Source organism: Microcoleus sp. S13_C5, from assembly GCF_036700845.1.
GTDB lineage: Bacteria > Cyanobacteriota > Cyanobacteriia > Cyanobacteriales > Microcoleaceae > Microcoleus.
In genome coordinates, this window is record NZ_JAUBPR010000094.1 from 1 (window position 1) to 26,207 (window position 26,207).

At 45.0% G+C, this 26,207-nt stretch carries 21 protein-coding genes; 13 read left to right on the forward strand and 8 right to left on the reverse strand.

Translation table 11 applies throughout. The features are described 5' to 3' along the window. Positions 1 to 559: 559 nt before the first annotated feature. Complete coding sequence (locus QUA04_RS21260; protein WP_333260314.1) at positions 560 to 1,252, forward strand: YqiA/YcfP family alpha/beta fold hydrolase; 693 nt, start codon at positions 560 to 562, stop codon at positions 1,250 to 1,252. 32 nt (positions 1,253 to 1,284) lie between these two features. Next, the gene (locus QUA04_RS21265; protein ID WP_333260317.1) at positions 1,285 to 1,992 is read left to right on the forward strand and encodes an ROK family protein; all 708 of its coding nucleotides are present in this window, start codon (positions 1,285 to 1,287) and stop codon (positions 1,990 to 1,992) included. A 175-nt stretch (positions 1,993 to 2,167) separates the two neighbouring features. Here QUA04_RS21265 and QUA04_RS21270 read toward each other — a convergent pair whose 3' ends face one another. Then, entirely contained in the window at positions 2,168 to 2,452 is a 285-nt protein-coding gene (locus tag QUA04_RS21270) for a WGxxGxxG family protein (RefSeq protein WP_333260320.1), read from the reverse strand. Between the two features lie 292 nt (positions 2,453 to 2,744). Here QUA04_RS21270 and QUA04_RS21275 point away from each other — a divergent pair, with 292 nt between their 5' ends. Further along, a complete protein-coding gene (locus QUA04_RS21275; RefSeq protein WP_333260322.1) occupies positions 2,745 to 3,947 on the forward strand; it encodes a histidinol-phosphate transaminase in 1,203 nt (400 codons plus the stop codon). Between the two features lie 49 nt (positions 3,948 to 3,996). On the opposite strand, the gene QUA04_RS21280 is transcribed toward QUA04_RS21275, so the two are convergent. Further along, positions 3,997 to 4,569 (reverse strand): hypothetical protein, encoded by a 573-nt coding sequence (locus QUA04_RS21280; RefSeq protein WP_333260324.1) that lies wholly within the window; start codon positions 4,567 to 4,569, stop codon positions 3,997 to 3,999. Between the two features lie 58 nt (positions 4,570 to 4,627). Here QUA04_RS21280 and QUA04_RS21285 point away from each other — a divergent pair, with 58 nt between their 5' ends. Together QUA04_RS21285 and QUA04_RS21290 are read left to right on the forward strand one after the other, a co-directional pair. Further along, positions 4,628 to 5,053, forward strand: a complete 426-nt coding sequence (locus QUA04_RS21285) for a DUF2358 domain-containing protein (RefSeq protein WP_333199006.1) — start codon at positions 4,628 to 4,630, stop codon at positions 5,051 to 5,053. 165 nt (positions 5,054 to 5,218) lie between these two features. Further along, positions 5,219 to 5,635, forward strand: coding sequence for a fasciclin domain-containing protein (locus QUA04_RS21290; RefSeq protein WP_333260327.1), 417 nt, complete (start codon positions 5,219 to 5,221; stop codon positions 5,633 to 5,635). Positions 5,636 to 5,821: 186 nt separating this feature from the next. Here the strand turns inward: QUA04_RS21290 and QUA04_RS21295 are convergent, their stop codons facing one another. Beyond that, positions 5,822 to 7,288 carry a glycoside hydrolase family 13 protein gene (locus QUA04_RS21295; protein ID WP_333260328.1) on the reverse strand — a complete coding sequence of 489 codons (1,467 nt, stop codon included), beginning with the start codon at positions 7,286 to 7,288 and terminating at the stop codon, positions 5,822 to 5,824. Positions 7,289 to 8,050: 762 nt separating this feature from the next. Here QUA04_RS21295 and QUA04_RS21300 point away from each other — a divergent pair. From QUA04_RS21300 to QUA04_RS21310, 3 genes are all read left to right on the forward strand, one after another. Beyond that, entirely contained in the window at positions 8,051 to 9,340 is a 1,290-nt protein-coding gene (locus tag QUA04_RS21300) for a glucose-1-phosphate adenylyltransferase (RefSeq protein ID WP_333260330.1), read from the forward strand. 624 nt (positions 9,341 to 9,964) lie between these two features. Further along, on the forward strand, positions 9,965 to 10,177 hold the full coding sequence (locus tag QUA04_RS21305; RefSeq protein WP_333260334.1) for a hypothetical protein: 213 nt from the start codon (positions 9,965 to 9,967) through the stop codon (positions 10,175 to 10,177). Positions 10,178 to 10,809: 632 nt separating this feature from the next. Then, on the forward strand, positions 10,810 to 11,820 hold the full coding sequence (locus QUA04_RS21310) for a J domain-containing protein (protein ID WP_333260337.1): 1,011 nt from the start codon (positions 10,810 to 10,812) through the stop codon (positions 11,818 to 11,820). A 171-nt stretch (positions 11,821 to 11,991) separates the two neighbouring features. Here QUA04_RS21310 and QUA04_RS21315 read toward each other — a convergent pair whose 3' ends face one another. The 5 genes from QUA04_RS21315 to QUA04_RS21335 form a co-directional block, all read right to left on the reverse strand. Beyond that, on the reverse strand, positions 11,992 to 12,267 hold the full coding sequence (locus QUA04_RS21315; RefSeq protein WP_333260339.1) for a DUF1816 domain-containing protein: 276 nt from the start codon (positions 12,265 to 12,267) through the stop codon (positions 11,992 to 11,994). Positions 12,268 to 12,533: 266 nt separating this feature from the next. Further along, a complete protein-coding gene (locus tag QUA04_RS21320) occupies positions 12,534 to 12,824 on the reverse strand; it encodes a DUF1816 domain-containing protein (protein ID WP_333260342.1) in 291 nt (96 codons plus the stop codon). 235 nt (positions 12,825 to 13,059) lie between these two features. Beyond that, a complete protein-coding gene (locus QUA04_RS21325) occupies positions 13,060 to 13,815 on the reverse strand; it encodes a DUF2993 domain-containing protein (RefSeq protein ID WP_333260345.1) in 756 nt (251 codons plus the stop codon). Between the two features lie 128 nt (positions 13,816 to 13,943). Further along, complete coding sequence (locus QUA04_RS21330) at positions 13,944 to 14,537, reverse strand: pentapeptide repeat-containing protein (RefSeq protein WP_333260348.1); 594 nt, start codon at positions 14,535 to 14,537, stop codon at positions 13,944 to 13,946. 248 nt (positions 14,538 to 14,785) lie between these two features. Continuing rightward, on the reverse strand, positions 14,786 to 16,198 hold the full coding sequence (locus QUA04_RS21335) for an HD domain-containing phosphohydrolase (RefSeq protein WP_333260351.1): 1,413 nt from the start codon (positions 16,196 to 16,198) through the stop codon (positions 14,786 to 14,788). Positions 16,199 to 16,474: 276 nt separating this feature from the next. Here QUA04_RS21335 and QUA04_RS21340 point away from each other — a divergent pair, with 276 nt between their 5' ends. From QUA04_RS21340 to QUA04_RS21360, 5 genes are all read left to right on the forward strand, one after another. Further along, positions 16,475 to 17,212: a DUF2993 domain-containing protein gene (locus QUA04_RS21340; protein WP_333260354.1), complete on the forward strand. Its 738-nt coding sequence runs from the start codon at positions 16,475 to 16,477 to the stop codon at positions 17,210 to 17,212. 496 nt (positions 17,213 to 17,708) lie between these two features. Further along, positions 17,709 to 18,281 (forward strand): DUF6658 family protein, encoded by a 573-nt coding sequence (locus QUA04_RS21345; RefSeq protein WP_333260357.1) that lies wholly within the window; start codon positions 17,709 to 17,711, stop codon positions 18,279 to 18,281. 1,026 nt (positions 18,282 to 19,307) lie between these two features. Beyond that, a complete protein-coding gene (locus QUA04_RS21350; RefSeq protein WP_333260360.1) occupies positions 19,308 to 21,455 on the forward strand; it encodes a SpoIIE family protein phosphatase in 2,148 nt (715 codons plus the stop codon). Positions 21,456 to 22,017: 562 nt separating this feature from the next. Beyond that, positions 22,018 to 24,204: a SpoIIE family protein phosphatase gene (locus tag QUA04_RS21355; RefSeq protein WP_333260363.1), complete on the forward strand. Its 2,187-nt coding sequence runs from the start codon at positions 22,018 to 22,020 to the stop codon at positions 24,202 to 24,204. A 349-nt stretch (positions 24,205 to 24,553) separates the two neighbouring features. Further along, the gene (locus tag QUA04_RS21360; RefSeq protein WP_333260366.1) at positions 24,554 to 26,173 is read left to right on the forward strand and encodes a cache domain-containing protein; all 1,620 of its coding nucleotides are present in this window, start codon (positions 24,554 to 24,556) and stop codon (positions 26,171 to 26,173) included. Positions 26,174 to 26,207 lie beyond the last annotated feature (34 nt).

Consider the following 26,207-nt stretch of genomic DNA (forward strand, 5'->3'; position numbering starts at 1 on the left):
ACGGCACTATACTTGATTTACTTTTTGTATATCATATATAGTTTATCACTTGTTCGACCTTAAGTAAACCGTATTGGTGCTGTTCCAAGATTTCAGCGATTAGAATCACAGGAAATCCCTTTTTTTTAACTTGGCTGAATTTGGAGATACTTGATGCAACTTTGCCGCCAAGAGTTCAGAGAAACAACCCAAGAGTTGTCAAAAAACCTGTTTCAAAGTTTAAATCCAAAAAAGTCAAACACAGAGGTACTGGAATAAAAACTAATCCTCCTATTTTTAAAATCTTAAAGCCTCCCAAGCCTTAAGTAAACCGTATTGTAATATATCCCATTGCTTGATTTCTTCGGCAAAGCAGTCTAAAAGCGCAGCAATTTCAAGTAGAGGCGAGTGCTTTAATTTGTTAAAAGCCCTCTAAAAGCACATAATTTAAATGCCTGTGAGTCCTTAATCTGTTCCGAATATCAGTAGATATTTTCTTTGATTTAGTGTATTATTTTTTTAGTTAATAACTCATATTAAGTTAAAATAATAAGTTGGAAAATCTCATAAAAATTTTTGGATGAATCTACAGAACGATTCGAGTTACATTTATTTACACGGTTTTGCTTCAAGTCCCGATTCAGCTAAGGCTAAATATTTCCGAGAGCGCTTTTCTTACCTAGGGATTGACCTAAAAACTCCCGATCTCAATCAAAACGATTTTTCGGGGCTTACTCTCACTCGCCAATTAAACCAAATAGAAACAGAACTTTTGCCAACTCAATCCTCCCCATCTCCCACAGAAAATGTAAAAAATATAGGGGGAGTCACCATAATTGGGTCTAGTTTTGGGGGACTGACAGCGGCTTGGTTGGCCCAGCGACAATTGTCAGTAAAGCAAATAGTTTTGTTAGCACCGGCTTTTGACTTTATCTCCCACTGGCTGCCACTGTTGGGACAGCAACAGTTAGAAAAGTGGCAGTCGGAGAAATATTTGCCCGTTTACCACTACGGGGAACAGCGTTATCTGCCACTGAATTATCAGTTTTTGGCAGATATGGCTCAATACCCTGAAGAAAAATTAATGCGGTCAGTCCCTACGTTAATCCTTCACGGCCAGCATGATACAATAATACCGATTCAAGCTAGCAGAGATTTTGCCGCTAACCGTCCCTGGGTGCAATTAATTGAATTAGAAGATGATCATTCTTTGGGAAATGTCCTAGGGGAAATGTGGGAAGCGATTCAAAAGTTTTGCCAATTCAAGAATTAAAATTTGACCAACTTGCAAGTCTTAACACTCAAATGACTGAACAAGATCGATCGACTCGCACCTTAGCCGTTGACATTGGCGGAAGTGGCATCAAAGTTATGGTGTTGGACAATGAAGGCGAGCCCCAAACGGAACGCAGCCGTTTAGAAACGCCTCAACCACCCAAACCGGAACCCGTACTAGAGGCGATCGCCTCTTTAGCAAGCGGACACGGGGAATTTGACCGAGTATCCGTCGGTTTTCCAGGTGTCGTGCGTCTAGGCGTCATCAAAACCGCAGTGAATTTAGATCCGTCTTGGATAGATTTTGACCTAGAAACTACCCTCAAAGATCGCTTGGGAAAACCTGTGCGAGTGGCTAACGATGCCGATATTCAAGGATTGGGAGCAATTGCTGGGACGGGGGTAGAATTAGTAATTACCCTTGGCACCGGTTTCGGTTCTGCCTTATTGGTCGATGGTATCTTGGTGCCCAATCTAGAATTAGGACATCACCCGTTTCGGAAAGGGGAAACTTACGAACAGCAATTAGGGCGATCGGCATTAGATACAGTCGGTTCCAAAAGATGGAATCGCCGTCTGGAAAAAGCGCTCACCTCTGTGCAACATCTCTTTAACTGCGATCGCATTTACATCGGCGGCGGCAATACTAAAAAGATTGCTTTTGAGTTACCGCCACAGGTTAAAATCGTACCAAATGTGAGCGGTTTATTGGGCGGAATTGCTTTGTGGCGCGATTGAATAAACTTTGTGGCAAAAATGGCCATCAATATCAAATAAACCGGGTTTGGGGCTCGGATTAAAGGTAATAATCCAGTCTTTGCGTAAGAAACCCGGTTTGTGAATCCACGACGGTTGATTTGGTTTTTGGCTTGTGCGTTAGCGGAGCCCTCGAAGAGGCTCGCCGTTTTAAAAATTATTCGCCCATCGGATCGCGGTAGCGTTTGGGTTCATCCTTGCGAAACAGATTCGCCAAACCGAGGATGCCCAACAAACCCAAAGCACCCCAATGATTGTTGTCACGCTTGCTTTCTTGAAAGGGAGTTCTGTCTAGAACAACTCCATTAGAATCAGTATTGTTCTGTGCCGGAGCTGAGTTAGTTTGAGCTGAGGCAGGCATAGCTGAAGGGAGAACAGCCAAACTCAAAGCTATGAGGGTAGCGGCGGTATTTTTAGATATATCGGAAGGCTTGACTTTCATACTCGGTTTCCAAATATCAGCAGTTACTTTATAAAAATAATCAATTTGCCACAACCGACGCATCAATCGAGCGACAGAAACTAAATCCCCTGTCTCCTCTTGCTTTCGAGATAGAAAAGGCTATATCCTAAGTTTAGACGCCTTTGATACAGCAGAAGTAAGTCGCCATTAGGCAAAAATTTCAGCAGGGAGGTAAAAAATGAAAATTTTTGCCTTCATAATTTTTCTTGACTTTTGCCTTCTGCCTTGCTTTGTAAGGTGACAATCTAAATCAAAAGTTTAAAATCATACCATGCTTCCCTTTATCCGAAAAGACTTAGCCGAACTTACTGCATACACTCCCCATCCGGGGGGCGCGTCAGGAGAATCAGCGCACTCGGAAAGTGTACTCGATCGCCTTGATACCAATGAATGCCCCTACGACTTGCCAGAAGAATTAAAAAAAAAGCTAGCTTGGACTTACCAGCAGTTAATTGAGACAAATCGTTATCCCGACGGAGGCCACGCAGCGCTCAAAGAGGATCTCGCCCAATACGTCAATGAATCCCTAAATGTTCCCCCCCTTAACAAGGGGGGGCTAGGGGGGGTTACACTGCCCAAAACCGCCATTACAGCCGACAATATTTCTGTGGGCAACGGTTCCGACGAACTAATTAGATCCATCTTAATAGCTACTTGCTTGGGCGGCGTCGGCTCTATTTTCGTTGCGAATCCCACCTTTTCGATGTATGGAATAATCGCCCAAACCCTCGGGATTCCCGTTGTGAGTGTTCAGCGAAAAGAGGATAATTTTGAAATCGATATCGAGGCTGCTAAAAGGGCGATCCTCTCCGAGGGCTGCGCTAACGGCCAAAATCAAAATCCCCCCGTGCGCGCCGTATTTGTCGTTCATCCCAATTCCCCCACAGCCAATGCTTTGACAACCGATGAAATAGAATGGTTGTCAACTTTACCCGAAGAGATATTAGTAGTAATTGACGAAGCCTATTTTGAATTCAGCCAAAATACTTTAGCAGACCAATTGCACCATCACCCGAATTGGATAATTTTACGCACATTTTCCAAAGCATTTCGACTAGCCTCAATGAGAGTCGGATATGCGATCGCCCATCCCGAACTCACAGCCGCCTTAGAAAAAATCCGCCTCCCCTACAACCTTCCCAGTTTCTCGCAAACCGCAGCCGAGTTAGCCCTAGCGCAGCGGCAGTTATTGCTAGCAACCATTCCCGAAACTCTATCAGAAAGAGCAAAATTAATTGCAGCGCTCACTCAGCATCAAAAATTGCAAGTTTGGCCGAGTGCGGCTAACTTCGTTTACCTGCGGGTGAAAGCCGACGAGGGCAAATCTGCCGAACAGGAACACAAACAAATCATGCAGCAGCTAAAAGAGGGAGGTACTTTAATTAGGCATACGGGAGGAGGTTTGCGAATTACGGTGGGTAGCCCGGAGGAAAATCAGCGGACAGTCGATCGAATCACAGCGATTTTGAATTGACAAAACCCCTTAGAAATGGTATGAAGTCAAGCAAATTACCATGCCATTTTTATTTATCAATGTGTCGCGCCACCCAAATGGTTTGGGGAAATACGCCTACTAAAAGTGCCAAAGCTTCATCGGGAATTAGTGCCACCGTTTCCGAATCCAAATATTGTTCAAACTGAGTTAAAACCATTTGTGCGCGTTCCAAAGCTATCGGCTTTGCCGTTAACTGTTCCATTAACCGCACCCACTGGCGCCGAATTCCAAAAGCTTTCTGTATTTCTTCGGGAGAGTGAGGGCAAACCAAACAAAAATCGCCCACGGGAATCGCCTGCTGAGAGTCAACATCAAAAGCGCCCCCAACGGCAGCCCCAGGTCCGGCAAACTCCGCGTGGAAACGTTTAATCAAAATTAGGCCGTTCCGGCGACGACTATCTACAATCAACAGCTTGCCGCTGTTGATTTCTGCGAGAATGTCAGAGGAGTGGGGGTGTTCTGTCAAATCTGTGCCAAGGTTTCGATGTCGCAAGTCCGGGTCAGCAGAAAGGCCGAGGCGGACAATATAATTAGAGGTAAGATTAGAGCTGGATGAAGTATCAATTTTTTGCTCCTCCCGCTGCCGATCGAGATTATTCATTTAAAGTCATAAATTAATACTGTCACAAGGTGGTAGTTTGAGCGCGATCGAATATCAAATGCAGGTAGAACAAGCAGTAGACACCCTGAAAGCGGATCTTCCGACGCTGTTTGAGAAAGACATCTCCTACGACATCTACACAAAAGATGTTTATTTTCAAGACCCTGTTAACAAATTTAAAGGAAAAATCAATTATCGTATTATCTTTTGGACTCTGCGATTTCACGGGCAGCTATTCTTTAACGAGATTTACTTCGACCTGCACGACGTAGGTCAGACAGCCCCTGATACTATTGTGGCAAATTGGACTGTTCGCGGGACACTGCGGGTTCCCTGGAAAGCTCGGATTTTTTTTAACGGCTACTCTACTTATAAACTGGATAAAGACGGTTTAATTTACGAACATATCGACACCTGGGACAGAGAGCCCGGAGAGATTTTAAAGCAGTTTTTCCGCAAAGGGGAGGAGGCGACCCAAGTATAAGGCAAAAAGGTCGATCGCGCCGAGCCATAAGGGTCGACAACCCAATTAACTTATAATGGCTAAAATAATCATCATCCCTCCGATCCATTTTCTGATATGTGTAAATTGCTAAAATGATTGTCGCCTGTGATTCATTTTCTGCTACTTGCACTCCTGAAAAACATCATGGCTGATATTGTCGAGACTGCCACCAATGCCGGCTCTTTCAGAACACTCGTGACTGTTATTGAAGCGGCTGGTTTGTTAGATTTATTGCAAAGTCCGGGCCCCTACACTGTCTTAGCACCAACTGACGAGGCATTTGCCAAAATTCCTACGAACACAATTGCCTCTTGGCTCGAAGACATACCCAAGCTCAAGAAAATTCTGACCTATCACGTTCTGTTTGGCGAGGTACTAACTGAGAACTTGCTTGAGTTAAGTTCTGCTGAAACAGTGGAAGGTTCTGTGGTAGGAATTGATACTTCTGACGGCATTAAAGTGAATGATGCTAAAGTTCTCACTTCAGATATTCTTGCCGACAATGGCGTCATTCATATCATTGATTCGGTGCTACTACCAGCAATGGTTGCAGCCGAATAAAACTTGCGGTCTCTCTAATTTTACTAGGGTGCTTATGGGCGCACCTTACATTTTAAACTAGAGAACTTACGCAAGTGTCACAATTAGTAAGGTGCGTCAGAGCCCAAACCATCGATCATCCGTCCATAACTCGGTCTGACGCACCCTACAAGTCGATTGGATAGTGACACTTGCGTAATTGCTTAACTAATTATCCGAACCTAAAATCAATCCAGATCGCGCCGGCAGCATCAATTCTAAATGCCGAGTTTCCCCGTCACCTTTCCAAACAAACTCGCCTTTCCCAAACAGCAATTTATCGTGAGGAGATTTCAGATTAGCTGGCTCAAAGCTAATATTAGCTTCTTCGGTCGCGACATTGACAGCAACAACTATTTCCTCATCCCCCAAAATTCGGGCAAAAACGTAAACCGTTCCCTCAGCAAACAGAACTTGGTACGAACCTGTGCGGAGGGCAGCGTATTTGTGCCGCAAAGCTATCAACTGCTTGTGATAATCTAAAACATCAAGTTCCCACTGACCTTGTAAGGGAAAACTGCGGCGAGAATCGGGATCGAGAGCACCGGGCAAACCAACTTCATCGCCGTAGTAAATGCTAGGAGCTCCGGGAAAAGTTAACAGCAGCAAAGTTGCGAGCTCGACACTAGCTTTCTCGCCTCCTGCAATTGTTAACAACCTTGCAGTATCGTGACTAGCCAACAAATTAAGTTGAGTTAGCTGTATTGGCCACGGGTACAGTTCCAAAACCTGCTGAATTTTGTCGCCGTACTCTTTAGCAAAAAGCGGCGGATAGGGATGGTAGGAACGGCCTTCAATTTGAGTTAAATCTACCCTGTCCCCCGCTGCAAAAGCAATAGTCGGCGCAGCAAACAGATAATTCATCACGCCGTCAAATTGAGTACCGTCGAGCCATTCTCTGGCATCTTCCCAAACTTCGCCCACAATGTAAGCTTCGGGATTAACTGCTTTAACTCGGTCTCGAAATTCCTGCCAAAATCCCGGGGTTTTAATTTCAAAAGGAACGTCCAGCCGCCAGCCATCGACGCCGAATTTAATCCAATATTCGGCGATTTCCATGATGTATTCTCGCACTTCTTGATTGTCGTGATTGAATACAGGAAGGGCTCGATTCCCATCCCAACCAGCATAGTTAGCAGGAAAATTGCCGTCGTAGGCAGAGAGCGGCCAACCTTCAATTTTAAACCAATCCACCCAAGGAGAATGCGGGCCGTTTTCGAGGATGTCGTGGAAGAAGAAAAAGCCGCGGCTGGCGTGGTTGAATACGCCGTCGAGGACAATTTTGATGTTGCGATCGTGGGCGGCGTCTAGAAGCTCTTTAAAAGCTGGATTGCCACCCAACATCGGATCGACTTGATAGTAGTCGTGGGTGTGGTAGCGGTGATTGCTGGCCGACTGAAATATGGGGGTGAAGTAAATTGCGTTAATGCCTAAGTCTTGCAAGTAGTCTAGCTGTTCCATCACGCCCCACAAGTCGCCACCTTTGTAGCCTTGCAGGGTAGGGATTGCGTGCCATTCTTCCCACATGAAGTTTTGCAGCATGCGTTTGCGAGGCTGTTTGCTTTTGGCGAAGCGATCAGGGAATATTTGGTAGAATACGGCGTTTTTAACCCAGTCCGGCGTTTGAATTTGCATACACTTTTTCTAGCTTTTAGGGGTTAGGCTACAGTAGCAGGGGTTTCTAGGGGATCTAGCTTTTGGTAGAGAATAGACATTTTATCGAATTTTGTCGATCGACAAATTGTAAAATATTACACAAATTTGCAGTCAATCTAAGATGGAAAACTGACTCTACCTAGAAATTTATCGTCCCGGCGGGCGACGCTTTCTGACTGCTGTGGAGTCGGACAAACTCAGATAACAGGAACGCCAGCAAAAAGAACCGGATCACATTCAAGCAGAACCAGAGCGCACTTTGGGCCCATACAGAGAGTCAGCGAGCGTGGCGGTGCGATCAACCTGCCTTGAAAAAGAACAACAGCGCCCTGAGCCTCGATCGAGAAATTGTGAAAACGGGGAATTTACCCAAAAAACTTGTAATTAACAGCCCAAACCCCAAACCTTATTCTTTTGTTAAACTGCCCTTATTTATTGAAGGGTGTTTTAACTCACAACTCCCAACTTTTTTAAATATCCATTATTGATAGAGGGGTATTTTAACTCACAACTCAAAAGCCATAACTCCAGCCCCGAAAACACTCCAACTCTTCTAAACCGGGTTTTTTAACTCTTATTGAGGGTTAGAAGAAGTATTTGGATTAAACAACCCGGTTTCTGTGTAAGCGACTCAACTCATAACTCAAAACTCAAAACTTCCTTGCTCCCCCCCCTTGTCAAGAAGCCCTCACCATCCGACACTGTACTTGGAGAGTTAATCGACCCTAGGGAGAAAGTTCCTTGAAAAAAGTTTTAGCCATCATCCTCGGTGGCGGTGTAGGCACCCGCCTTTACCCCCTAACCAAACTGCGAGCCAAACCCGCAGTTCCCCTCGCAGGCAAATATCGCCTCATCGATATTCCTGTCAGCAACTGCATCAACTCGGAAATAGTCAAAATCTACGTCCTCACGCAATTCAACTCGGCATCCCTGAACCGTCACATCGCTCGCACGTACCAGTTTTCCGGCTTCACCGAGGGATTTGCCGAGGTGCTCGCCGCCCAGCAAACTCAGGAAAACCCCAACTGGTTTCAAGGCACAGCCGACGCAGTTCGCCAATATCTCTGGCTGCTAGAAGAGTGGGACGTTGACGAATACTTGATTCTTTCGGGCGATCACCTCTACCGCATGGACTACCAGAAGTTTGTGCACAGACACCGCGAAACCAACGCCGATATCACCCTCTCGGTTTTGCCAATGGACGAGAAGCGGGCCTCAGATTTTGGTTTGATGAAAATCGACGACACCGGCCGCATTGTTTCTTTCAGCGAAAAGCCAAAAGGCGATGCGCTCAAACAAATGCAGGTGGATACTACTAAACTGGGACTGACAGCGCAGCAGGCTCAGGAAAGTCCTTACATTGCTTCGATGGGGATTTACGTCTTCAAAAAAGAAGTTCTGATTAAACTTCTGAAAGAATCTCCCAACCAAACTGATTTTGGTAAAGAGATTATTCCGAATAATGCAAAAGACCACAACGTTCAAGCTTATTTGTTTGACGATTATTGGGAAGATATCGGAACCATTGAGGCTTTTTACGAGGCTAACTTGGCTCTGACAAAACAGCCTCAGCCGCCTTTCAGTTTTTACGATGAAAATGCGCCGATTTATACTCGCCCGCGTTTCTTGCCGCCGACTAAGCTTTTAGATACTCACGTGACGGAATCGATTATTGCTGAAGGCTGCATTCTCAAACAGTGCCGGATCGACCATTCTGTGTTGGGAGTTCGATCGCGCATTGAAGCTGGATGTACGATTCAAGACACCCTGGTAATGGGTGCTGACTTCTACGAACCCGACGCCGAACGGCATTCGAGTTTGGACAACGGCGGCGTCGCCCTCGGTATCGGTGCAGATACTACAATTCGCCGCGCGATTGTGGATAAAAATGCCCGCATTGGCCGCAATGTTCAAATAATTAATAAAGACCAAGTGGAAGAAGCCAACCGCGAAAACCAAGGTTTTTACATCCGCAGCGGCATTGTCGTAGTCCTGAAAAATGCCACAATTCCTGATGGAACTATCATTTAGTTATTAGTCATTAGTCATTAGTCGTCAGTCATTAGTTTTTTAAGTTAAAATCTGTTACCTCCCAGCAAGTGACTGATGATAAATAAGTAAATTAGTGACAGATTACCAATGACCGATGACTGATGACTGATGACGAAATTCATTTTTTTCTTTGTTGATTATTAATTCCCACCGCTGATGCGAGGTTGTCGAAATACTTGGCTTTATTCCAAGCCTCGCGCATTATTAATAAGCGACAGTCTCTGTTACTGTCTGCCGTGATACAGATATGTCCGATCGCCTGCGTCTGGCGAATAGCTTCTGATTCTTGTATTTGCGCTGGTAGCACGACTGACAAATGCGCTGCCCGTTTCTGAGTAGAACAGAACTCTCGGAACTATCTTTCCAATCGTCGCAGCAGCCGCAAGGCCAACTTAGCAAATAATTCATAATGTTAGCACCCTGGTACGTTTAAAAGCTTATCGCTCTTCTATCCTATCTTAATGTTTTATAAAAGTGTGTGATGTAGCTAACAGACACCAGAGAAATTATGTTATATTAGTTTGACTTAAATCTCTTCAGAGGTTGTAAAAATAAAATTCTCTAGCATGGGTCTGGTGTGAAGAAAAAATATCTAGAAATTTTGTGGAAGAACGGCGCAGTTTAGGGTATTATATAGTCACAATTCAGACACCAGATTTGAGCGAACTTGCTTATGAAAACCTGCTAAGATTTGGATTGGGTGATAAAGCTCATATCGAGAAGTTCGTAGGCGTAAGCCGGGGCGTAGCCATCGCACCGCGCCCCGGAAAAAAAGAAAAAAAAAATCGATCGTCCGCGCCAGTCACTCGATTTTAGATTTTAGATTTGAGATTAAAGATTAAAGAATTGAAGCATTGACCCCACGGATAAATGCGGGGGGCAAGTTTCATCGGATACAGGTTTTTTATTTCTGGACGGGTGAATCCGGGGGCTTGTATCCTGGATGCTTTCGGTCAACCCTCCTGGGTTCGCGCCAGCAACAGCAGCAGCTTTCCCCGCCTCCTCTCAACCGGGCTGCCGCCTCCCAAAAGCCCTAAGCCTCATAACTCTCCAAAAGTTTTCGCCACAGGAGTTTCACCATCTCAAAGCTCACAGGTATAACAACGGTCTATAGGGTAAGGACGTTCTTAATTGATGAAAGCATGGTTTTTGCTGTCGAATGCCAAAAGCATTTCTAGAGGCGGCTGCTCCGGCTCCCTTGTGCACGAGAGAGCCGAATGCTATAAAATCTTAAATAGCAGCGGAGTGCGGAAATTGCGATCGAACGCCAAGCAACAACCGAACTCGATCAAGTCCAAACCTTTGATAACCTATAATTTGAATGAGATGCCGCAGGCACTTCGGCTCCTGGCATTATACTAATGCGCCATCCTGCGGCTAATTTGGGATTTATTCTTTCTAACAACTAACAACTAACAAATAACAACTAATAAAGAGGGGATTGCTTAATGGCTGCAACAGATTTTAAAGACTATTACGCTATTTTGGGACTCAACAAAACTGCCAGCTCTGACGAAATTAAAAAAACTTTCCGCAAACTAGCCCGCAAATATCACCCGGACATGAACCCCGGCAACAAAGAAGCCGAAGCTCGTTTTAAAGAAGTAAACGAAGCTTACGAAGTGCTCTCAGACCCAGAAAAACGCAAAAAATACGATCAATACGGTCAATACTGGAAGCAAGCTGCCACCACTCCAGGCGGATGGCCAGGCGGGGGCGGTACGGCTGTAGACTTTGGCGGGGTTGACTTCAGCCAGTACGGCAGTTTTGACGAATTTATCAATGCCCTGCTAGGCCGCGCAGGTAGCAGTGCGGGTAGTGGCCGCAACGCCAAGTGGAATTACAGTAACTACCGCACCAGCAGCGGCGGACCCACAGGTTTTGGCGGATTTGAAGATTTCGCGGGGTACGAAAACCGCACCGCAGGAAGCTCTCTCGACACCGAGGTCGCCATTTCCCTGACTCTGGGGGAAGCATTTCGGGGAACTTCTAAGCGAGTCGCCACGGGCGAAGTTTCGATTCCAGCAGGAGTGAAAACCGGCAGTAAAATTCGGGTAAAAGGCAAAGGTCAAGTTGATCCGTACACGAAGCAACAGGGAGATTTGTACCTAAAATTAGAAGTTTTGCCTCACGCTTTCTTCCAATTTGAGGGAGAGAATTTGGTCTGCGAAGTGCCGATAACTCCCGACGAAGCGGTGTTGGGAGCTTCAATTGAAGTGCCTGCGCCTGAAGGTATGATCACTGTGAAATTTCCAGCGGGGATTCGTTCGGGTCAGTCTTTGCGGTTGCGGGGCAAAGGATGGCCGAAACCCAAGAAAGACGAGCGGACTGATTTGTTAGTAAAAATTGCGATCGTGCCACCGAAAGAAATTAGCACTGTAGAACGCGAATGCTATGAAAAAATTAAAGCAAATCGCACTTTTAATCCCCGGAGCAATTTAAACCAGGCGCTACTTTGAAAAAACTTCCATTGCCTGTATCAAACAAAATCACAAAGGAAAGTGAATCATCCCTCGGGTTGAGGCGGGTTTACGAATATCCGGGAGCTGAACTCATCGATATTTGTGAAGCCGCACCCGAGCAGATTTAGCTTGATCAACCTATTCATAATAGTTGAGCATTCCACTTTCTCAAGACTCTTCGCTAGCTTTTAGCTGACTGGGTTGGCGACCTTGCTTGATGTTGATGCTAATGTTTTTAGCTCCTTTCTTTTCCAAGTCTGTGATGTAGGCGTTAGTGTTATTAGAAGCTTCATCCTTGCTGTCGTAGGGGCCAAAGTAATAGGTGTGCTTGGGCGAATCTGTGTCAACTTCCACCCACCACTCGCGACCTCTACTGCTGGCCATCGGTTGAGTCAGTATCGAAACCGCCGCCAAGAACAGACCGAACATATAAACTTCAAACATAATTCACCTCTGCAACAAGTTGAGTAGTTTTTCCTCTTCTCAACTTATCCGGGCAAATAACTCGATCGGCTCGTCCTCAGTGCTGATTTGACGCAGGTAATTTTTGAGAGTTGGTGCTGTCTAAAATCAGCATTTCGGTGGAGAAGAGTTGTAGGCGGGGTGGCTGTAAGTCACTGCTAGACATACAAAGTCCGCAAGGCAAGGACTAGAAAAAGAGCCTTTTTATCTTATTGTTGAGATTTGAGTTAACTCAAAACTCAAAATCATTAAATTGCTACACTTTCTGAGACTTCCTCTTGGCAAATGGTGAGATGAGAAGGCTGACACCGTTTAATGCGGATGCTAAGCCTTTTGGCTCCCTCGCTTTCCAAGTCTTCTATGTAGCCTGGAGTATTGCTGGAAGCTTCTTTGTCGGTGTCGAAGGGGCCAAAATAGTAGGTACAGTGGGGCAAATCGGTGACAATTTCTACCCACCATTTCTCAGACCGGCGGTTGCCGGACCCGGCCAACACGGACAAGACTGCGACGTAGATACAAAATAAATAAAATCCGAGCATCTTTATTCTTGAGGGTGGTTGAATTTATTATTTAAATCTATCAAAATAATTTGCCCGATCGAATCAACCTCAGTGCTGATTTTGCGTCGATCGACTTTAGATGCGAGATTTTAAATCTTAGATTTTTCCTCCCATCTAAAATCTAAAGCAAAACCCGCCGGTGCGGGTTGTTTGCTAACTGAAAAATGCTCTTTTTCCAAACTAGATGGCTTGGCAAACCTCAGCCTGCTGAGGTTTAGCGCTTGCCTTTGGGGAACTGTTCGATACCAGCCCAACCGTAGAAAACCAGCTCGTCGTTCTGAACTCGGCAGCGGTCTACTCGCAGTTGAGTGCCTTCTAAGGCAAATTTGTCTAAGTCTAGCAAGTTATTTACGTGGGCAATTATAGCTTGACCCAAGTCTACTGCTTGCTCGTCACCGCCATAAGTAACGCTGACAAATTGGATTTTACGTCGGTCTTCTACTTGCAACTGAGCTGTAATATCTATTTTGACCGGTTCGCTGGCATCGCCTACGGTAATTTCGGACTGAAGCCGAATTGATTTGTCGGTTCCGAAGCTGACTTCAGTGTTTTGAAAGTGCAGAGATTGCTCTTGGTACTTCAGCTTCTGGAGTTTTTCAACTACAAAAGGTGTATTGAATGAGGTGGTTAAATCCGATCGACTTAAGACTACTCGCATATTTGCCTGGGTAGGCTGCCGCAATTTCACTTGACCTGCAAAAATCGCTCCAAAATCTATGGAGACTGCTTGCAGGTAAAGTTCCATCACTTCTATGCGAAGGCCGTTGTACATCAACATACCTTTGCCAACAAAGTCGAAACCGTCGATGCTTCCCTGCAAGAGTTTGGCTACTGGTTCGACTCGGATGTTGGCCTCGGCCTTTTCAGAACGCTTGAATAAGGCTGCGATCGCAGCTCCTGCTACTTTACTAACAAGGCGATCGCCACTTTGACCTTGAAAGGATGTACCGCTAAACAAAGCTGCTACCATTTATTCGTTTGCTCATCTACAGTCGCCATTATAACCCTATATTAAGAAATGTAAAAATCGCTTGTGCTTATTCACTCTATAAGCAGATCTTGTTTTTTTGTCTGTCTTCAAAACAACATTGTTGAAATTTAAAGGCTCAGGGGGGTGCCTTGGAGACAAGCGCGATCGAGCAAAGCTCCATCCCAAACGGTTTGTTCGATCATGGCGCAAAGCAAATTAGCCCCCGTCAGGTTAGCGCCGCGCAGTACGGCTCCATTCAGGATCGCTTCTTCCAAGTCAGCTCCCGACAAATCTGCGCCGGACAAATTGGCATTGCTCAAATCGGCACCAAGCAAAATTGCCCTAGCCAAAGCAGCGCCCCGCAAATCGGCACCGCGCAAATCGACACCGCTCAAATCCAAATTGCCGATGGATGCCGCCGTCAAAAAAGCACCCCCAAAACTTGCGTCGCGGACTAAAGCGTTAGCGAAGGAAGCTCCCCGCAAATCGGCATTGCGAAAATCTGCGCCTCGCAAGTCAGCGCCGCTCAAGTCAGCGCCTCGGAGGTTGGCTCGCAATACGGCCCGCTGCAAGTTAGCGCCGGCGAGATTAGCTCCACTCAAGTTGGCTTGAGACAAGTTAGCACCGGCGAGATCGGCTCCCGCTAAGTCTTTGCCGGCTAAATCAGTGCCGACCAACATCAAAATTTTGCCTTTGCGTATGGCTTCGAGGTCATTAGTCATTAGTTTTTAGTCATTAGTCATTAGTCATTAGTCATTAGTCATTAGCACACAGACAGGCAGGGGCTACAACTGGCAGTGGTAGGGTGCGCTTAGCAAGCACAGGCTGATTTTTTGTAGTGTGGGAAAAGATTTTGTGCTGAGTTTTAAATGCCCAATACTTCGGCTAGGCACTTCGGCTGCGCTCAGCACAAGCTCTGTACAAGTTCCCAATTACCCATTACCGATCGCCCATTACCAATCCAGTTATTCTATAATGCCGGAGCGGTCGCGGTCGTTCGATCGCCCAAATCCTCCAACCATACGTTTGGCAGTTGGCTCGGGCGAGTTGGTAACTCCATCAAACCCATTTCTGCCAGCCTGACGACGTTGCTGAGAGTTTCCACCAAAGCCGGATCGAAGCGAGTGCCAGACAGTTCGCGGCACTGTTCCAAAGCTTCGCTCAAACTCAAAGCCGGACGATCGCCACGCGGTTGAGTCAATTCTTGAAAATCAGCGACCAACCCCAAAATCCGCGAAGCAACGGGTATGGTTTCGGCTCGCAAACCCTCTGGCCTGCCGCTGCCGTCCCAATATTCTAGTTGGTGCTTGACAATTTCCGCCACAGGTGCTAGCTCCGGCATTGCTTGCAGCAGTTGGGAACCAATGAAACTGCGATCGCGCCAAAATGAGAAAGTTGCTGGGTCAAAAGCCTCGGGAGTGCGATCGAACACCTCATTCGGGGCAGAAACTAAGCCGACTCGAAACACCAATCCAGCCAGCCGCAGCCTCCGCAACTGCAAAGCCGGCAAATCCAGCAGTTGACCCAAAGTTTCCGACAAAGCGGCCACCTGCAAAGACGCTGTAGGATTTGAGGTATCGCGTTCGTCCACGCGCTGGGCCATCCGCAGAAAAGCTTGAAGTTTGTTAGCGTTCAAATTGCGGCTGACGCGCAAAGCTTGACCTTCCAATTCCCACAACTCGCGGGTTTGGCGGTTAATTGCAACCATTTGCTGCTGAGAACTTTGCAGGTAAGTGACTATCCGCGATACCACGCCACTAATGTCGGCCAAGGGCGGGCCTTTGGTAGCCAAGATTTCGTGGTACATTTCCAGCAAACTGTCTGCCAGAGGAGAGTTGTAATGTCGCGTCTGTTCTATAAAAATTTCAGCAGCAGCCGACACCAAAGACTGGTCAAACGACCACAAACCGTAGAACTTTCGTTCTGTATCTACTTCAGGCTTGCCTTCTGGCAAGTATTCCTGGTCTGAAAGTTCGCGGCAAAGCACCATTGCTTTGTATGTCGGGGCGAGGATGATTAAATTCCATTCTTGGATTAAGGGGTCGATCTCATCGAGATTTATTAAAGATACATTTTCTAATTGCCCGGTTTTGTGGGTAGCGAAACCGCTGTCGGCTACTGCACCTATGACAACGCGCCGAGAGGCATTAGCAATATCTAGGTAGCGATCGGCTTCCTGTAAATACCATTTACCCTGCTGAAACGTTACCAAAACTAAGGGTTGGAGTTCGCTCTTGTCCCCGCCACTGGTTTGCAAAATGTGGTCTTCTAGGGCGTGACATAGGGCTACTAGGGTGTTTTTGAAGTATACCCCGTAGCTAGAAGGCAGTTTTCCGTCGGGAAGTGTAGCTTGTAGTCTAGCGAGAGTTGATTCTGAATTCATTGCAAAAAGCGGTGCCGGCTCTTACTTATTGTAGCGGGCGATGGAACTTCTAGAAAAGACTTTTGGCAAAAATCCGAGTTTTTGATTTTTCACCGCTTCGCCACCGAGTCAATGTAGAGTGCGCCGAAGAGCAGCTTAATAATTTTAGTAATTTTGTGGAAACCCTCTGTCTTTGGCTGAGTTTTTTTCAGAGGAGAAACCTGCCGAGAGGAAGACGCTAACTCAATTAAGTATTAACTACTATTTTTAAAACAATAATTATTAGGAATTCTGAGCGTGCTTCAACAAAATAGAAGTTTAGGGGAACAGGCGATCGACAAAGTGGCAGAGATTGCTATTGCTAGCAAATTAGACGAATCCGAAACTTTGTCTGTCACAGTTAATACCGATCCGATCCAGCTAGCCCAGGGATCAGTGGAGGCCGTTGCGGTTGAGGGCACAGGGTTGGTAATGCAACAAGATTTGCGCGTGGAAGATTTGCAAATTCACATAAAGGATATTGCTGTCAATCCCCTGACCGCTATGTTTGGCAAAATTGAACTGAACGGCCCTGCCTTCGGTGCGGCACGCGCAGTTTTAACAGAAAGCGATATCAACCGCGCTTTTAATTCCGAATACATCAGCAGGAAACTGAAAAACTTAAAAGTTACTGTTGACGGACAACTGCGGACAATAGACGTTAAAACTATTGAGTGCCAATTGCTAACCGGAAAAATCGCTTTAAATGCTGAGGTATTGGTGCGGGAAACGGACTCCACGGAAAAGATTTATTTTACATCAAAACCTGAGATCGCAGGGGGCGGTTGGGCAATTTCTCTTCAGGATATCGAGTATCCCGAAAACAAGGAATTTTCGCCCGAGTTAACTGAAGCTTTGGCGGACAAAGCTGGTGAAGTTTTAAACTTGCGAAATTTTGAACTTGAGGGAATGTCCCTGCGAATTCAGCAGCTAAATGTGGAAGCTGGTGTGCTGACTTTGCAAGCTGAAGCGAAAGTCGAAAAGTTCCCAGAGTAGCAGTAGCGTTCTGAGGTTAGTAGCTGGTAGGGTAAATCAGTGGATTTGAGATTTTAGAGGTTAGGTTTACTCCACAGATGAATCTAGGTGCTTGAACAAGAGTCTAAGATTTTTATAACTCCACAACAGGAGTAGTTCGCAAGTATCCGTTTTTGGGCGTGGTCAAAAACAAAAAAGCTTTTGTGAGCAATTATTGGAACGCACGCAGCCGAAGACTACGCTTTGAAACTACCTCCCCCCTTTTCTTCTCCGTCGGGTACGCGAGTTTCTCAACCGAACTTTATCTAGAAACCCGGTTTTTTTACCGGGTTTCTAGATATCGGCGTGTTACTCATACCAAAAATAATCTCTCAAAGGCAATCGCACTTTTTCAATCCCTCTAAGGTTAGAAAAAAATAGATAGCAATATGCGGCAAAATATCACCGCCGTTAGAGGCAGGTGTGAGGAGTTTATTTTTACTCTTGACAAGTAGTAGTAAACAATTGGAAAAATTTTGTGAACACAGTAACTGCTTTTTTTAAAAGACTGCGTATCGGTCAATTTTTGACTGTATTGATGGCAGGTGTGCTGCTGTTTACCAGCACCGCTTGCAATGCTGGCGATGTTCGAGGTGCTCGGCCTGAGAATCCTCCCGTTCAAATGGGAGGAATGAATAACCCCCACAAGGCCGGTGGAGATGGATACACGAATTATCAAATGTCTACCGACCCTAAAGTCAATCAATCGCCGGCTCAAGCAGAAAAGAATCGGGCTGATTTGTCGATCGTGGGCGATCGTCTCCTGGCTGCGACTACCGGTGAAACTAATTCCTCAAAGCTGCTTTATCCGGGTTCTGCACCGATGGAAACTGACAAGTTCGACCTCGAACTCGGCGGAGATAAAACTCTGTTAGACTCGCCAGACGGACAGCCGGCTAAGGCTCAACCCGTATTCGACCGCAGCGATCCCGATGCCAATATTTTAGAGAGAGTAGGCGCCGCCTTTAAGGATGCTTCTGGTTTCCTCAAAGATAGCGCTGAAGATGCCAAGGAAAGCTCGGTTACGAAACTCAATCCGCTGCAAAAATAAGCCAGTGGGAGCAAAGATGATGTAGGGGCTATCTGAAATTATCCCCTACATAAATAATAAAATTTATTGAAACTAGATAAACGCTTGTATATCGGCTATCTGCTCAACCTGACTTACATTATTTCTGCATTTTTGTTTGATTTAATCCAGATTAAGATGTGTTAAATTTTAGGGAATTTCTGGTGCGAATGCGGGAGAGTATGTAGGGTAAATTTACTCAGGTTGGAAAAATACAAAACAGATGGATGAAAATAAACTATTTTGCTGTAAATAAAACTGACTGAATTCTTAATGGCGTGAACTATTTCTGCCACAAACTGTGCTAAATTCGACTATTTTGAGTAAATTATCTCAAAATTCCCAGGCAAGTTTCGTTACTAAACTTAAATTTTTGGGTCGTTCTGCATAGCCAGGAAAAATCCTAAACACTTTTAGGCGTAAAGAAGCGTTGTAATGATAGATAAAATACCAGATATCCCCACATGATGGGACAGCTTTTTATACAATGACAGAGTTTTTATTACAATAGCGAGATATCCTGGGCAGCAGGGTGTTATTAAATGTTTCGATATCAAAATTTTTGCCCGGATCTCTCCAGCCAGATTAGTGTCGCTTGCGAGGGAAAACTTTTTCATATATGACCCAAATATCTGTATAATACAGCGCATATTGCCTGTAAACTGCTGAGAGCAAATCCCATAAATATGCTGGGTACAAGAAAACAGGGATTTCTACAGCTTCATATAAAGCCAGTGTAGGCTTTGTTTAGGCTTAAAACGCAGTTTGTGTCCCGCTAAGCCAGTGATGATCTTCCCATGCTGGTTGTGAAGCAACAGGTAGAAACTCCTAATAGCGTACTGTAACAACTGGAACCCATACTGAACGGGTGAATTATTCTTAGTTAACTACTATAGCAATCCTAAATGATTGGCAAAATTGATTGAGACCAGAATCCTTGCAGTGTGAGCATCTTGCTCATGTATAATTTTGCCAATCATTTAGGATTGCTATATCCCCATAAAATCTGTGAAAAATACTTCTCGTAAATTGCGTCTCCGTACAGCCCTCGTCGTTCCCTTCGTTTTGCAAATTGTAGCGGCTGTTGGGTTAGTTGGTTATCTCTCCTTCCGCAATGGGCAAAAAGCCGTTGAGGACTTGGCAACCCAACTCAGTAATCAGGTGAATAGCCGCGTCAGTCAGCAGTTAAGTAACTACTTAGCAACACCCCAACAAGTGAATGGAATTAATGCACAGGCGATCGACCTGGGGATGCTAAACCCAGAGGATTTCGATACAACCAGACGATTTTTTTGGCGGGAAATGAAGTTGTCTGAAAAGCTCAGTAATATTGTGTTCTGTAGCCAGCAAGGAGAGTGTGTCGCCCTTGAACGAGGAGACGATGGTTCTCTATATACAGAAAGGATAGAAGCACCCGATGTAACGCACACCAAACGCTATTCCCTTGACGAAAGGGGCAATCTAAAAAAACTTTTGTCAACGGGGGGAACCTGGAATCCCAGGGAAGATGGATGGTATAAAAATACGGTAGCTAAGGGTAAACCAACCTGGAATCCCATCCATCAATGGGTGGATCGCCCTGACATCATTTCCGTTGTTTCTACCTACCCGGTGTATGACTCATCGAAGCGATTGAGGGGTGTACTGACAGCAGATTTCATTCTGTCCCAAATCAGTGATTTCCTACGTAATTTACACATCAGTTCCTCTGGCAAAATTTTCATCATGGAACGGGATGGCATGATTATTGCCAGTTCCAGCCAGGAGAAATCCTACAGGGAAGTTGATGGCAAAGCCCAACGCCTGAATGTATTTCAAAGCCAAGAACCCCTGCTGCGGGAGTCGGCTCAACAGTTGCGCGATCGCTTTGGCACATTTGGTCAGATCAGCACCCGCCAAATGCTTTCAATGAAAATTAACAATGAAAAAACGTTTGTGTCTGTCACACCTTGGCAAGATAAGTTGGGACTCAACTGGGTAGTCGTCCTAGTGATTCCAGAGTCCGATTTTATGGGGGAGATCAATGTTAATACCCGCAACACAATCTTACTGTGTTTAGCAGCACTAGCTTTGGCAATTGTACTCGGTGTCCTGACTGCCCGCTCGATTACCATTCCCATTATCCGAATCACTAAAGCTGCTGAACAAATTGCTGCTGGTAACCTCGACAAGCGAGTAGACACTACTCACTTTATTGAAATTAAGGAAATTGATACACTGGAACATTCCTTCAACAGCATGGCAGGGCAACTGAAGGAATCGTTTGAAACGTTAGAAGATAAAGTTAAAGAACGCACGGCAGAACTAGCAAGTGCCAATGACGAAATCATTACCCTCAACAAGAGACTTAAGGAAGACAATCTCCGCATGGGTGCCGAATTGGATATCGTGCGTCAAATGCAGCAAATGATTCTGCCCAATGCTTCTGAACTGGAAATTGAAGGACTTGATATTGCCGCATACATGGAGGCTGCCGATGAAGTCGGCGGCGACTACTATGATGTTTTAAATACCGATGGCGTTGTCACTCTTGGCATCGGCGATGTCACTGGACATGGACTCGAGAGTGGCATCTTGATGCTGATGGCGCAAACCGCCGTTCGTACCCTCAATGAGATCCGCGAACTAGATCCTGTGCTGTTTCTAGATGTAATCAACCGCACCCTCTACAAAAACGTCCAGCGGATGAACTCCGAGAAAAGTCTCACCCTAGCGATTTTAAATTATTCAAAAGGATGGGTCAGCATCAGTGGTCAGCATGAAGAAACAATCATTGTGCGAAACGGTGGACAAATTGAGCGAATAGACACTATGGATTTAGGTTTTCCGATTGCTCTTGACGATGACATTGCTGAGTTCATCAGTCATATTTCAATGGAGCTACACCCAGGAGATGGTATCGTGCTATATACCGATGGTATTCCTGAAGCCAAAGACATTAACAAAAAGCAGTATGGACTTGAGCCGATGTGTGAAGTTATTAGCCAAAACTGGCATTTGTCTGCTGAAGAAATCAAGCAAGCGGTGATTGAGGATGTACGGCGACATATCGGCACTCAAAAAGTGTTTGATGACATCACCTTGTTGGTTTTGAAGCGACAAGTACAAACTCCTAATAACGCATCACAACAACTGGAAGCGATGCTAAAGGCGTAATTATTCTTAGTTAATTGCTATACCTGTGAAATCTTTTGATAAATTGTTTGAGCAGTTTTATAAGCCAGACTTTTCAGCCTCAGCCTAACTAAAATTGCACAGGGAATATGATTTCTTTGAATCCGCTTTCAAGAAAGCGCAGATATAGAACATATCAACGGGGGTATAATATACCTGAGTTCGACGTAAGAGAATAGGTTTAAATCCTTTGCTAGTATTAGTTACAGGTAATTCCTCACTACTTGTCAATAATGTGTTAACTAGAACACTTAATGACAATATCGGCAGTTATTGCGAATATTCGCAATAGCTGCCGAAGAAAAGGAAACTATAAAACGGATGGAACCAAGTAAAGATAATAGTTTGAGGCTTATTCCTTATGTCTAACTCAGGTAATACAGGCGAAGGTGACTCGTTGAGCTAATAATACAAAACAGGCAACGAACACATTCCTTTTACTAAACTACTCAGAAAGCCACAAATATTTACTCATTTCACCTTATTAGTGCTGAATCATAAATAGATTACCCTGAAAAAAGTCCCCCCAAATATCATTGTGACAATGAAATTATCTACATCCAAACCAAAGAAATCTTTAACCCGTAAGACGCTGACACAGATGGGTGGAAGAATCAGTGCTGTGATTGTTTTATTTACTACAATTAGTTATTTTCATTTAGTTTCAAGTCTGACATCTGAAAGGCTAGATAGACTTGCTAAATATATTACAGAAAGGGGCCAACGGGAACGGACTTTATTTACATTAGCTATAGATAACCATACTGTACTTAAGAAGGATTTACTACAGCGCCTACAGGAACTCGGTAATTACGATCCTCAAGAGGAATTCGATCAATTGTTCGTTGAGTGGTCTGATGGTACAACGCGCAATAGTCCTATAGACCAGTTATCTAAAAACTTTGATACTACCCGATTTGCAAGTGTATTTATCGGTCCCCAAGCCCAGATAAATCCAGATATTCGTCGGCGAGTAATCACCTTTTATAACCTAGCAAATACCTACGGTCCGGCTTGGCATAACCGCTTTGTTGATACCTATATTGAGGCTCCTGAAAATATCCTAGTTAATTATTGGCCTGGAGTCCCCTGGGGGCTTGATGCGAAGGTGGATTTAAATCTTATGAAAGAAGAGTATTTCTACATTTCTGACAAACAACATAATCCAGAACGCAAGCCAGCCTGGACAGGACTTTATTTCGACACAGTACCCAAGCTTTGGATGGTATCTTTGGTGACTCCTGTTGATGATCCATCAGGCAGACATATCGCCTCTATTGGACACGATATTATCTTGAATGAACTAATAAATCGGACGCTAAAAGAACACCTTGAAGGAAGTTACAATATGATCTTTCGAGGAGATGGTCGCCTGATAGCTCATCCAGATAAAATGAGTGAAATTCAAGAAAAAGCTGGCTATTTTGATATTTTGAAATTTGGTGATACCCACCTACAACGAATATTTGAACGGACAAAAAATCGGTCAGCAAACCAAGTCATTATCGACAATCCCCAAGACAATGAATATCTAGCTGTAGCGAAGTTAGATGAGCCAGATTGGTATTTAGTTACGGTCTTACCAAAAGCAGTGGTGACGAAACCAGCTACAGAAGCCGCTCGCTTTGTGCTGATAATGGGATTTACCTCACTACTCCTTGAAGTGATAATATTGTTTTATGTTCTGCGTGACCAAGTTGCTGCTCCTATAAGCCAATTAATGTATGCAACGCAAAAAATTACTAATGGTGATTTTAGTACCACAGACAACCAGCGCGATGATGAAATTGGGGAACTCGCTAAGTCTTTTAACAGCATGGCAGGGCAACTGCAAGAAGCCTTTGAAACCCTGGAAGATAAAGTTAAAGAACGCACCGCAGAACTAGGAACCGCTAACGGCGAAATCATTGTCCTCAACGAGAGACTCAAGGAAGACAATCTCCGCATGGGTGCTGAATTGGATATCGTGCGTCAGATGCAGCAGATGATTCTGCCCAATGCTTCTGAACTAAAAATTGAAGGACTCGATATTGTCGCATACATGGAGGCTGCCGATGAAGTCGGCGGCGACTACTATGATGTTTTAAACACCGATGGCGTTGTCACTCTTGGCATCGGCGATGTCACTGGACATGGACTTGAAAGTGGTATCTTGATGCTGATGGCGCAAACCGCCGTTCGTACCCTCAATGAGATCCGCGAACTAGATCCGGTGAGGTTTCTAGATGTGATCAACCGCACCCTGTATAAAAACGTGCATCGCATGAAGTCCGAAAAAAGTCTCACCCTAGCGATTTTAAATTACTCCCAAGGATGGGTCAGCATCAGTGGTCAGCATGAAGAAACAATTATTGTGCGCCAAGGTGGACAGGTAGAACGTATCGACACGATGGATTTGGGCTTTCCTATTGCTCTTGACGATGACATTGTTAAGTTCATCAGCCACATTTCAATAGAGCTACAGCTAGGAGATGGTATAGTTCTATATACCGATGGTATTCCCGAAGCAAAAAACATTAAGAGAAAACAGTATGGCCTTGAGGCTATGTGTGAAGTCATTAGCCAAAATTGGCATTTGTCGGCTGGGGAAATTAAGCAAGCGGTGATTGACGATTTACGGGGACATATCGGCACTCAAAAAGTGTTTGATGACATCACATTGTTGGTTTTGAAGCGGACGGAATTAGGGGTAGAAAAAAAGTCCCAGCCTCCAGCCGCCGCATTGCTATAGACCGATCGCCAATACCTCGAAACCATAAACTTATGACATCAAACTGGAAAATGGTCGTCGGGGCGATCGCGTGGACAGTCAAATTTACGAGGAAGTGGTAGGAGATCTCAAACGCAGTGCCACAAAAGAGGCTGAATCTCAAAAGAACTCCAAAAGCCGTAGTCACCGCCTCAATTTCTATAATTAAATCTCTCCGTCCTTATAAATCAAGTCTTTTAGTCAATCTAAACGAATCTAGTTGAGAGCAAGATGCTATCTCGTCAGACTTACGAAAGCCCCTAGTGAGAGCTTCGCTAGAGCCACGCCAACCTATTGTTTTTAAACTCAGCCAGGAAGCAAAAGTTATCCCATGCTAACCAATCTCCAAAAAACCCAACTTTCTGAACCGCCCCTTCCCCAACCACCTGAGAAAGCTTCTCCAACCAAAGTATTGCGTTTGAACAAGTTTCCCCTCCGTACCGTTCTAATTATTCCCTTCATTATTCCTATCCTTGCTTCAACGGGATTGGTAGGATGGCTGTCTTTTCGTAATGCACAGAAGGCGATCGATGACTTAGCAAAACAGTTAAATAGTGAGATTAGTAGCCGCATAGAACAACAGGTCTTGACCTATCTCAACAAACCCTATGATGTATTACAAACCACTTATGCAGGTGTCCAAAGTGGCAACCTCAAGCTCGACGAATTTGACGGATTGAGGCGCTATTTCTGGCAAGTAGTGCAAAGTGAGTTGGCAAATTATCCCTCCTTTGGAAATGAACAGGGTGAGTTTGTCGGAGTTGAACGTTTGGAGAATGGAACTTTTCAGCTCAAAATAAGGACAAACGCCACCGCACCCGAGCGAGAAACATACGAGCTAGACGATGAGGGCAATCAAAAAAAATTCCTGAAAAGTTCAAAATATGATCCTCGCGAACGACCCTGGTATAAAGCCGCCAAGCAGGCTGGTAAAACCTCTTCGAGTCCCATTTTTCCAGCCTTCTCTCGCCAGAATACCTCTCTGGAGGTTGCGTCAGTCAAGCCCATTTACGAATCAAACGGCAAGCTTTTGGGTGTTCTATGTATGAACATTACCTTGGTGCGAATCACTCAATTTATTGAAAAGCTATACATCAGCCCGAATGGCCAAAGTTTCATCATTGAGCGCTCAGGCGATTTAGTCGCTAGCTCAACCATTCCGCAGCCGTTTAAAGTAATTGGTCAGGAGAACGATCGCCACATCGAGCGTATTCCGGCTGATAAAAGTTCAAATGCTACCCTGAAAGCGACTGCTCAGCATTTACTTGAGCGTTTTGGTAACTTTAAGGCTATCAACGGCAGCCAACAGTTGAAAGCTCAGATTAATGGGGCATGGCACTATATTCAAGTATTACCCATTCAAGATGGCCGGGGAATTGATTGGTTGGCAGTGGTCGTTGTTCCTGAAAACGACTTCATGGCTAGAATCAATGCCAACACACATACTACAATTCTACTGTGCTTGTTGACGTTTGCTGGAGCGACGGTGATTATAATTCTGACTGCTAGTTCAGTGACTCGTCCCATTCTTAAACTGACTAAAGCCTCAAAAGAAATTGCTGCTGGTAATCTCGACAACCGAGTAGACATTACTAACTTTATTGAAATTAAGGAAATTGATACACTGGAACATTCCTTCAACAGCATGGCAGGGCAACTGAAGGAATCGTTTGAAACGTTAGAAGATAAAGTTAAAGAACGCACGGCAGAACTGGCAACTGCCAACGACGAAATCATTACCCTCAACCAGAGACTCAAGGAAGACAATCTCCGCATGGGTGCTGAATTGGATATCGTGCGTCAAATGCAGCAAATGATTCTGCCCAATGCTGATGAACTGGAAATTGAAGGACTCGATATTGCCGCATACATGGAGGCTGCCGATGAAGTCGGCGGCGACTACTATGATCAGGGTAAGCGCATCTCAAACGCTATTGACAAGGGAATTTAGAGGCATCATCATGTTGGGTGGGATAAACAAGCAG

What these genes read in the sequence shown, in the direction of transcription:
- QUA04_RS21265 (WP_333260317.1), top strand. Translation starts at nt 1,285, where the DNA reads ATGACTGAACAAGATCGATCGACTCGCACCTTAGCCGTTGACATTGGC.
- QUA04_RS21360 (WP_333260366.1), top strand. Translation starts at nt 24,554, where the DNA reads ATGCTAACCAATCTCCAAAAAACCCAACTTTCTGAACCGCCCCTTCCC.
- QUA04_RS21335 (WP_333260351.1), bottom strand. Translation starts at nt 16,198, where the DNA reads ATGAATTCAGAATCAACTCTCGCTAGACTACAAGCTACACTTCCCGAC.
- QUA04_RS21280 (WP_333260324.1), bottom strand. Translation starts at nt 4,569, where the DNA reads ATGAATAATCTCGATCGGCAGCGGGAGGAGCAAAAAATTGATACTTCA.
- QUA04_RS21325 (WP_333260345.1), bottom strand. Translation starts at nt 13,815, where the DNA reads ATGGTAGCAGCTTTGTTTAGCGGTACATCCTTTCAAGGTCAAAGTGGC.
- QUA04_RS21275 (WP_333260322.1), top strand. Translation starts at nt 2,745, where the DNA reads ATGCTTCCCTTTATCCGAAAAGACTTAGCCGAACTTACTGCATACACT.
- QUA04_RS21330 (WP_333260348.1), bottom strand. Translation starts at nt 14,537, where the DNA reads ATGACTAATGACCTCGAAGCCATACGCAAAGGCAAAATTTTGATGTTG.
- QUA04_RS21290 (WP_333260327.1), top strand. Translation starts at nt 5,219, where the DNA reads ATGGCTGATATTGTCGAGACTGCCACCAATGCCGGCTCTTTCAGAACA.
- QUA04_RS21295 (WP_333260328.1), bottom strand. Translation starts at nt 7,288, where the DNA reads ATGCAAATTCAAACGCCGGACTGGGTTAAAAACGCCGTATTCTACCAA.
- QUA04_RS21260 (WP_333260314.1), top strand. Translation starts at nt 560, where the DNA reads ATGAATCTACAGAACGATTCGAGTTACATTTATTTACACGGTTTTGCT.
- QUA04_RS21270 (WP_333260320.1), bottom strand. Translation starts at nt 2,452, where the DNA reads ATGAAAGTCAAGCCTTCCGATATATCTAAAAATACCGCCGCTACCCTC.
- QUA04_RS21285 (WP_333199006.1), top strand. Translation starts at nt 4,628, where the DNA reads ATGCAGGTAGAACAAGCAGTAGACACCCTGAAAGCGGATCTTCCGACG.
- QUA04_RS21310 (WP_333260337.1), top strand. Translation starts at nt 10,810, where the DNA reads ATGGCTGCAACAGATTTTAAAGACTATTACGCTATTTTGGGACTCAAC.
- QUA04_RS21355 (WP_333260363.1), top strand. Translation starts at nt 22,018, where the DNA reads ATGAAATTATCTACATCCAAACCAAAGAAATCTTTAACCCGTAAGACG.
- QUA04_RS21320 (WP_333260342.1), bottom strand. Translation starts at nt 12,824, where the DNA reads ATGCTCGGATTTTATTTATTTTGTATCTACGTCGCAGTCTTGTCCGTG.
- QUA04_RS21315 (WP_333260339.1), bottom strand. Translation starts at nt 12,267, where the DNA reads ATGTTTGAAGTTTATATGTTCGGTCTGTTCTTGGCGGCGGTTTCGATA.